Raw genomic sequence first — 5,748 nt, 5'->3', positions numbered from 1 at the left:
CCGCGCATCTCCTCCACGGCCTGCTTGGCACGTTCCCACCGGGTCGGCACCCGGCCGTCCGGCATGTCGTGGACGACGATCTCGAGCTGCGCACCGGGGCAGAACGCCGCGAGCGCGGCACGTTCCTCCTCCTCGCGCAGCGAGCCCCCGCCGGTGAGCACCATGGCGGTGACCCGCACGCCGGGGTGCGCGCGGCACAGCTCCAGCAGCGACCCGCCGGCCCCGATCACGATGTCGTCGCAGTGGGCACCGAGGAGGAGCATCCGGTCCAGACGCTCCGGGAGCAGGCTCAGCACGTCGTCCCTCCTCCGAACACGTCCGTCGCCTCCGGCATGATCAACGCTCGTGACGGGTGGCCTGCATGGCCGCGATCGCGGCCTGCAGCGGGTCCCGGTCCGGCGCCTCCCACAGCATCCACGGTCGGGTGCCGCCCTGGTAGGCCGCTTCCAGCGCGGTGCGCTCCTTGACGGTGTCCGCGGGCTGCCAGAAACCGCGGTAGCGGTAGGCCAGCATCCGGCCCTGCTTCGCCAGCGGGGCGCAGACGTCCTCGATCAGGTCGCAGTCCTCGGTCAGGTGCTCGAACACCTCCGGCCGGAACATCAGGTACCCGCCGTTCTCCCACAACGGCAGCTGCTGCAACGAACTGATGGAGTCGATCACGCCGTCCTCGCCGACGTCCACGCAGTGGAAGGCGGACTGCGGCGGCACCGCCATCAACCCACCGACCGCGTCCGACGCCCGGAACTTCTCCACCATGTCGTCCAGCGGGGCGTCGGTGAGCACGTCCGCGTAGTTGGCCAGGAACATCTCCTCGCCCTCCACCAAGGACCGCACCCGGCGCAACCGCTCACCGATCGGCGAGTCCAGGCCGGTGTGGACGAAGGTGATGTTCCAGTCCTGGATGTCCCGGGCCAGCAGCTCGACCTCGCCCCGGTGCAGCACGAAGTCGTTCGACGCCGTCTCGTCGTAGTTCAGGAAGAAGTCCTTGATGTGGTGGGCGCCGTAACCCAGGCACAGGATGAAGTCCGTGTACCCGAAGTGCGCGTAGTAGCGCATCACGTGCCAGATCAACGGGCGAGGCCCGACCTGGTGCATCGGCTTCGGCAGGTCCGACACGCCGTCGCGCATCCGCATGCCGTAGCCACCACAGAAGAGGACGACCTTCACGTCAGACCACCTCGAGCCTAGGGATGGGGAAGACCAGGCGCCCGCCCCAGTCCCGCACGTACGCGAGCTGCTCGGTCAGCTCGGCGCGCAGGTTCCAGGGCAGGACGAGCACGTAGTCCGGACGGTCCTGCGCGATCCGCTCGGGCTCGACGACCGGGATCCGGGTGCCGGGGGTGAACCGGCCGTGCTTGTAGGGGTTGCGGTCCACCGTGTAGGCCAGCAGGTCCGGCCGGATGCCGCAGTAGTTGAGCAGGGTGTTGCCCTTGCCCGGTGCGCCGTACCCGACGACCGTCTTCCCGGCGCGGCGGGCGTCGATCAGGAAGGCGACGAGGTCGTCCCGGACGCGGGAGACCTCCTGGGCGAAACCGCCGTGGCCCTCGACGGCGTGCAGCCCGGCCTTCTCCTCCCCCGCCAGCACGTCCGCGACGGCCCTCGACGGCTCGCCGGCGATCTCGGACGGCCTGGCCCACATCCGGATCGAGCCGCCGTGTGTGTCGAGGAGCTCGACGTCGACGAGCGTCAGCCCGCCCGACGCGAGCGCCCGCTGCCCGGTGAGCAGCGTGTAGTACTGGAAGTGCTCGTGGTAGATCGTGTCGAACTGGGTGTGCTGCACGAGGGTCAGCAGGTGCTGGACCTCGACGGACACCCAGCCGTCGTCCGCCACCAGGGAGCGCAGGCCGCGGGTGAAACCGACGACGTCCGGGATGTGGGCGTAGACGTTGTTCAGCGCCACCAGGTCCGCCGGGCCGTGCTCGGCCCGGACCTGGGCGCCCGTCTCCGGGGTGAGGAACGCCGTCAGCGTGGGCACGCCCTTCTCCCGGGCGGCCTCCCCGACGTTGACCGAGGGCTCGACGCCGAGGCAGCGGATCCCCGTGCCGACGACGTGCTGGAGCAGGTAGCCGTCGTTGCTCGCGACCTCGACCACGAACGAGTCCGGGCCGAGGCCCAGCCGCTGCACGGCCGAGTCGACGTAGTGCTTCGCGTGCTGCACCCACGACGTCGAGAACGACGAGAAGTAGGCGTACTCGGTGAAGGTGTCCTCGGGGGTGATCAGCGGCGGCAGCTGGGCGAGCAGGCAGTCCGCGCACACCCGCACGTGCAGCGGGAAGGTCTCCTCGGGCTGCTCGAGGGCCTCGGCCGTGAGGAACAGCTCGCACGGCGGCGTCGCCCCGAGGTCCAGGAAGCCGCGCAGGTCGCGCGAACCGCACAGGCGACAAGTGGGGGAACGCCTCTCCGAGGCGGGCGTCGACACCGGGCCAGTGTTCCACGATCGGCGGAGCCGTCACCCGCGGGTGGGTCACCCGTCGGCGCAGACGGGTGATCGGCTGCCGCCCGGTCCACCGTGTCAGACTTGAGGCCTGTCCGCCGTGGTGTAAAGGCAGCACCTCGGATTTTGGTTCCGATGGTCCAGGTTCGAATCCTGGCGGCGGAGCGGTCTCGACGACGGGGTCAGCGCACCTGCACAGCGTCGTCGACCTGCAGGAAGTCGTAGAAGGCGCTCGCCTCGGCCTGCGCGAGCCGGACCGCCGACGGCGTGTTCAGGTTGCCCTCGTGGAAGGCGATGCCGCCCTCGGCGAAGAACACCGCGTACGGCACCGGGCGTCGTTGAACTCCTTGCTGCGGTGGTGCTTGTTCTTCCACTCCACCCGGAAGTCCCCGCGCGGCGTCTCGTGCCCCGGCCCGCCGGGGCTGATCGGGACGGGCCCGCGGACGACCCCGCCGTCGTCGATGAGCCAGGCCTGCTTCGCAGCCTGGGTCGGCGGGATGCTGCGTCTGCCCACGGGTGCGGCCTCTCGGGTCGGAGCGATACGCCCGATCAACGACGACGCCCCGCATGGGTGACGGCGCCCCGCATGCACCGGAACGGCCGGAGCCCGGCCGCCGTAGGATTCACCCCCGCGTCCCGCGTCCCACCGGACGGGGACCGACCGGATACGCGAGAGCGGACACGAGGCAGGGAGCTGGCCACATGCCCGAACGTCACGACCGTTCCGAGACAGCCGAGGCGGGGGTGACCCGGCCCGCCGCGGCCGTCGTGCTGGCGGCCGGCGAGGGCACCCGGATGCGGTCCGCGACCCCCAAGGTCCTGCACGCGATCGGCGGGCGCAGCCTGCTCGGGCACGCGGTGCACGCGGTCGCGGAGCTGGAGCCGGAGCACCTCGTGACGGTGATCGGGCACGCCCGCGAGCAGGTCGCCGAGCACGTCGGGGCCCTCTCCGAGGAGCTGGCCCGGCCGGTTCTGACCGCTGTGCAGGAGCAGCAGCTGGGCACCGGGGACGCGGTGCGCGCGGGCCTCACGCAGCTGCCGTCCGGCCTGACCGGCACCGTGCTCGTCGGGTACGGGGACGTCCCGCTGCTCGACGCCGCCACCCTCACCTCGGTCCTGCGCGTCCACGAGGAGTCCGGTTCCGCGGCCACGCTGCTGACGACCGACCTCGCGGACCCGACCGGCTACGGCCGCATCCTGCGCGAGGACGGGCCGGACGGCGCGGTCCTCGCGATCGTCGAGCAGGCGGACGCGACCCCGGAGCAGCGGGCGATCACCGAGGTCAACTCCGGTGTCTACGCCTTCGACGCGGAGTTCCTCACCTCCGGCCTGGGCCGGCTCGGCCAGGACAACGCCCAGGGCGAGCTCTACCTGACGGACCTCGTCGAGCTCGCGGTGACCGACGGCCTGCGGGTCGCCGCCGTGCGCTGCGCGGACGAGTGGCTGCTCCGCGGCGTGAACGACCGGCTGCAGCTCGCGGAGCTGCGCGCGGAGCTGAACCGGCGGCTGCTGCGCGGCTGGATGCTCGCCGGGGTCACGGTCGTCGACCCGGCCAGCACCTGGGTCGACGTGACGGCGCGGCTCGGCGTCGACGTCGTCGTGGCGCCGGGGACGCAGCTGCTCGGGCACACGGTCGTCGGCGACGGCGCGGAGGTCGGCCCGGACACCACGCTCACGGACTGCGAGATCGGCCAGGGCGCGACCGTCGTGCGGACACACGGCAGCGGCGCGCTGATCGGCGCCGGCGCCCAGGTGGGCCCGTTCGCGTTCCTGCGCCCCGGCACGAAGCTGGGCGAGCGCGGGAAGATCGGCACGTTCGTCGAGACGAAGAACACGGAGATCGGCGCGGGCACGAAGGTGCCGCACCTGACCTACGTCGGGGACGCCACGATCGGCGAGATGAGCAACATCGGCGCATCCTCGGTGTTCGTGAACTACGACGGCGTCGGGAAGCACCGCACCGTGATCGGTTCCCACGTGCGCACCGGATCGGACACCATGTTCATCGCCCCCGTCCACGTCGGCGACGGCGCCTACACGGGGGCGGGCACGGTCGTCCGGGAGGACGTCCCACCGGGGGCGCTTGCCGTGTCGTCCGGGTCACAGCGGACCATCGACGGGTGGGTCGTACGGAAGCGGCCCGGGACGCCGGCGGCGGAAGCCGCCGTGCGCGCCCAGGACGGCACGCCGGGGACCGGTCGCGACGACGGTCCGGGTACTGCCGTCCAGAACGCCGCAGGTGACGCCGGTGACACCGGCCGAGGAGGCAACACACGGTGAGCGCGATGTCGGCCATTCCGAAGAAGAACCTGATGCTCTTCTCCGGACGCGCCCATCCCGAACTGGCAGAGCAGGTGGCCAAGGAGCTCGACGTGACGATCACGCCGCAGTCGGCGTACTCGTTCGCCAACGGCGAGATCTTCGTCCGGTTCGAGGAGTCCGTCCGCGGGTGCGACGCCTTCGTGCTCCAGGCGCACTCGGCCCCGATCAACGACGCGATCATGGAGCAGCTGATCATGGTCGACGCGCTCAAGCGCGCCTCGGCCAAGCGGATCACCGTGGTCATGCCGTTCTGGGGCTATGCCCGCCAGGACAAGAAGCACCGCGGCCGCGAGCCGATCTCGGCGCGACTCATCGCGGACATGTTCAAGACGGCGGGCGCGGACCGGATCATGTGTGTCGACCTGCACACGTCGCAGATCCAGGGCTTCTTCGACGGCCCGGTGGACCACCTGTTCGCGCTGCCGGTGCTGGCCGGGCACCTGAAGTCGAAGTACGACACCCGCGAGATGGCCGTCGTCTCCCCGGACTCGGGGCGCGTGCGGCTGGCGGAGCGCTGGGCGGAGACCCTCGGCGGCACCCCGCTGGCGTTCATCCACAAGACGCGGGACCCGCGCAAGCCCAACGAGGCCGTCGCGAACCGGGTGGTCGGTGAGATCGAGGGCCGCACCTGCGTGGTCATCGACGACATGATCGACACCGGTGGCACCGTCGCGAAGGCGGTCGAGGTGCTGCTGCGGGACGGCGCCAAGGACGTGATCATCGCCGCCACGCACGGGGTGCTCTCCGGGCCGGCGGTCGAGCGGCTCGCGAACTGCGGCGCGCGCGAGGTCATCTTCACGGACACGCTGCCGATCGCGGAGGAGAAGCGCTTCGAGCGCATGACCGTGCTGCCGATCGCCCCGCTGGTCGCGGAGGCGATCCACCAGGTGTTCGACGACGGATCGGTCACGAGCCTGTTCGACGGCAACGCCTGAGTTCTTCCGGCATCCGAGGAGCGCGCCCCGATCCGGGGCGCGCTAGATCGGAAGAGC

At 71.2% G+C, this 5,748-nt stretch carries 6 protein-coding genes and 1 tRNA gene; 3 read left to right on the top strand and 4 right to left on the bottom strand.

Features of this window, described 5'->3' with window-relative positions; translation table 11 throughout:
• From JWP64_RS04095 to JWP64_RS04085, 3 genes are all read right to left on the bottom strand, one after another.
• Positions 1 to 296, bottom strand: a 296-nt coding sequence (locus JWP64_RS04095; protein WP_366889357.1) for a PIG-L family deacetylase, incomplete at its 3' end; no start/stop codon positions are given.
• A 40-nt stretch (positions 297 to 336) separates the two neighbouring features.
• Positions 337 to 1,167 carry a sugar phosphate nucleotidyltransferase gene (locus JWP64_RS04090; protein ID WP_297492403.1) on the bottom strand — a complete coding sequence of 277 codons (831 nt, stop codon included), beginning with the start codon at positions 1,165 to 1,167 and terminating at the stop codon, positions 337 to 339.
• A 1-nt stretch (position 1,168) separates the two neighbouring features.
• The gene (locus JWP64_RS04085) at positions 1,169 to 2,419 is read right to left on the bottom strand and encodes a class I SAM-dependent methyltransferase (protein WP_297492401.1); all 1,251 of its coding nucleotides are present in this window, start codon (positions 2,417 to 2,419) and stop codon (positions 1,169 to 1,171) included.
• Positions 2,420 to 2,528: 109 nt separating this feature from the next.
• Here JWP64_RS04085 and JWP64_RS04080 point away from each other — a divergent pair.
• Positions 2,529 to 2,599: transfer RNA gene (locus JWP64_RS04080), tRNA-Gln, on the top strand.
• 17 nt (positions 2,600 to 2,616) lie between these two features.
• Here JWP64_RS04080 and JWP64_RS04075 read toward each other — a convergent pair.
• Positions 2,617 to 2,763 (bottom strand): L,D-transpeptidase, encoded by a 147-nt coding sequence (locus JWP64_RS04075; RefSeq protein WP_297492399.1) that lies wholly within the window; start codon positions 2,761 to 2,763, stop codon positions 2,617 to 2,619.
• 415 nt (positions 2,764 to 3,178) lie between these two features.
• Here JWP64_RS04075 and glmU point away from each other — a divergent pair, with 415 nt between their 5' ends.
• Both glmU and JWP64_RS04065 read left to right on the top strand, forming a co-directional pair.
• On the top strand, positions 3,179 to 4,714 hold the full coding sequence (gene glmU / locus JWP64_RS04070; RefSeq protein ID WP_366889359.1) for a bifunctional UDP-N-acetylglucosamine diphosphorylase/glucosamine-1-phosphate N-acetyltransferase GlmU: 1,536 nt from the start codon (positions 3,179 to 3,181) through the stop codon (positions 4,712 to 4,714).
• A gap of 5 nt (positions 4,715 to 4,719) precedes the next feature.
• Positions 4,720 to 5,691, top strand: coding sequence for a ribose-phosphate diphosphokinase (locus JWP64_RS04065; RefSeq protein ID WP_297492394.1), 972 nt, complete (start codon positions 4,720 to 4,722; stop codon positions 5,689 to 5,691).
• Positions 5,692 to 5,748: the final 57 nt, after the last annotated feature.

The sequence above is a fragment of the Pseudonocardia sp. genome (genome assembly GCF_025465255.1).
Taxonomy (GTDB): Bacteria; Actinomycetota; Actinomycetes; order Mycobacteriales; family Pseudonocardiaceae; genus Pseudonocardia.
This window is presented reverse-complemented; position numbering and strand designations above follow the sequence as displayed.

Coding starts and splice junctions, on each gene's coding strand:
- JWP64_RS04065 (WP_297492394.1), top strand. CDS start 4,720: ATGTCGGCCATTCCGAAGAAGAACCTGATGCTCTTCTCCGGACGCGCC.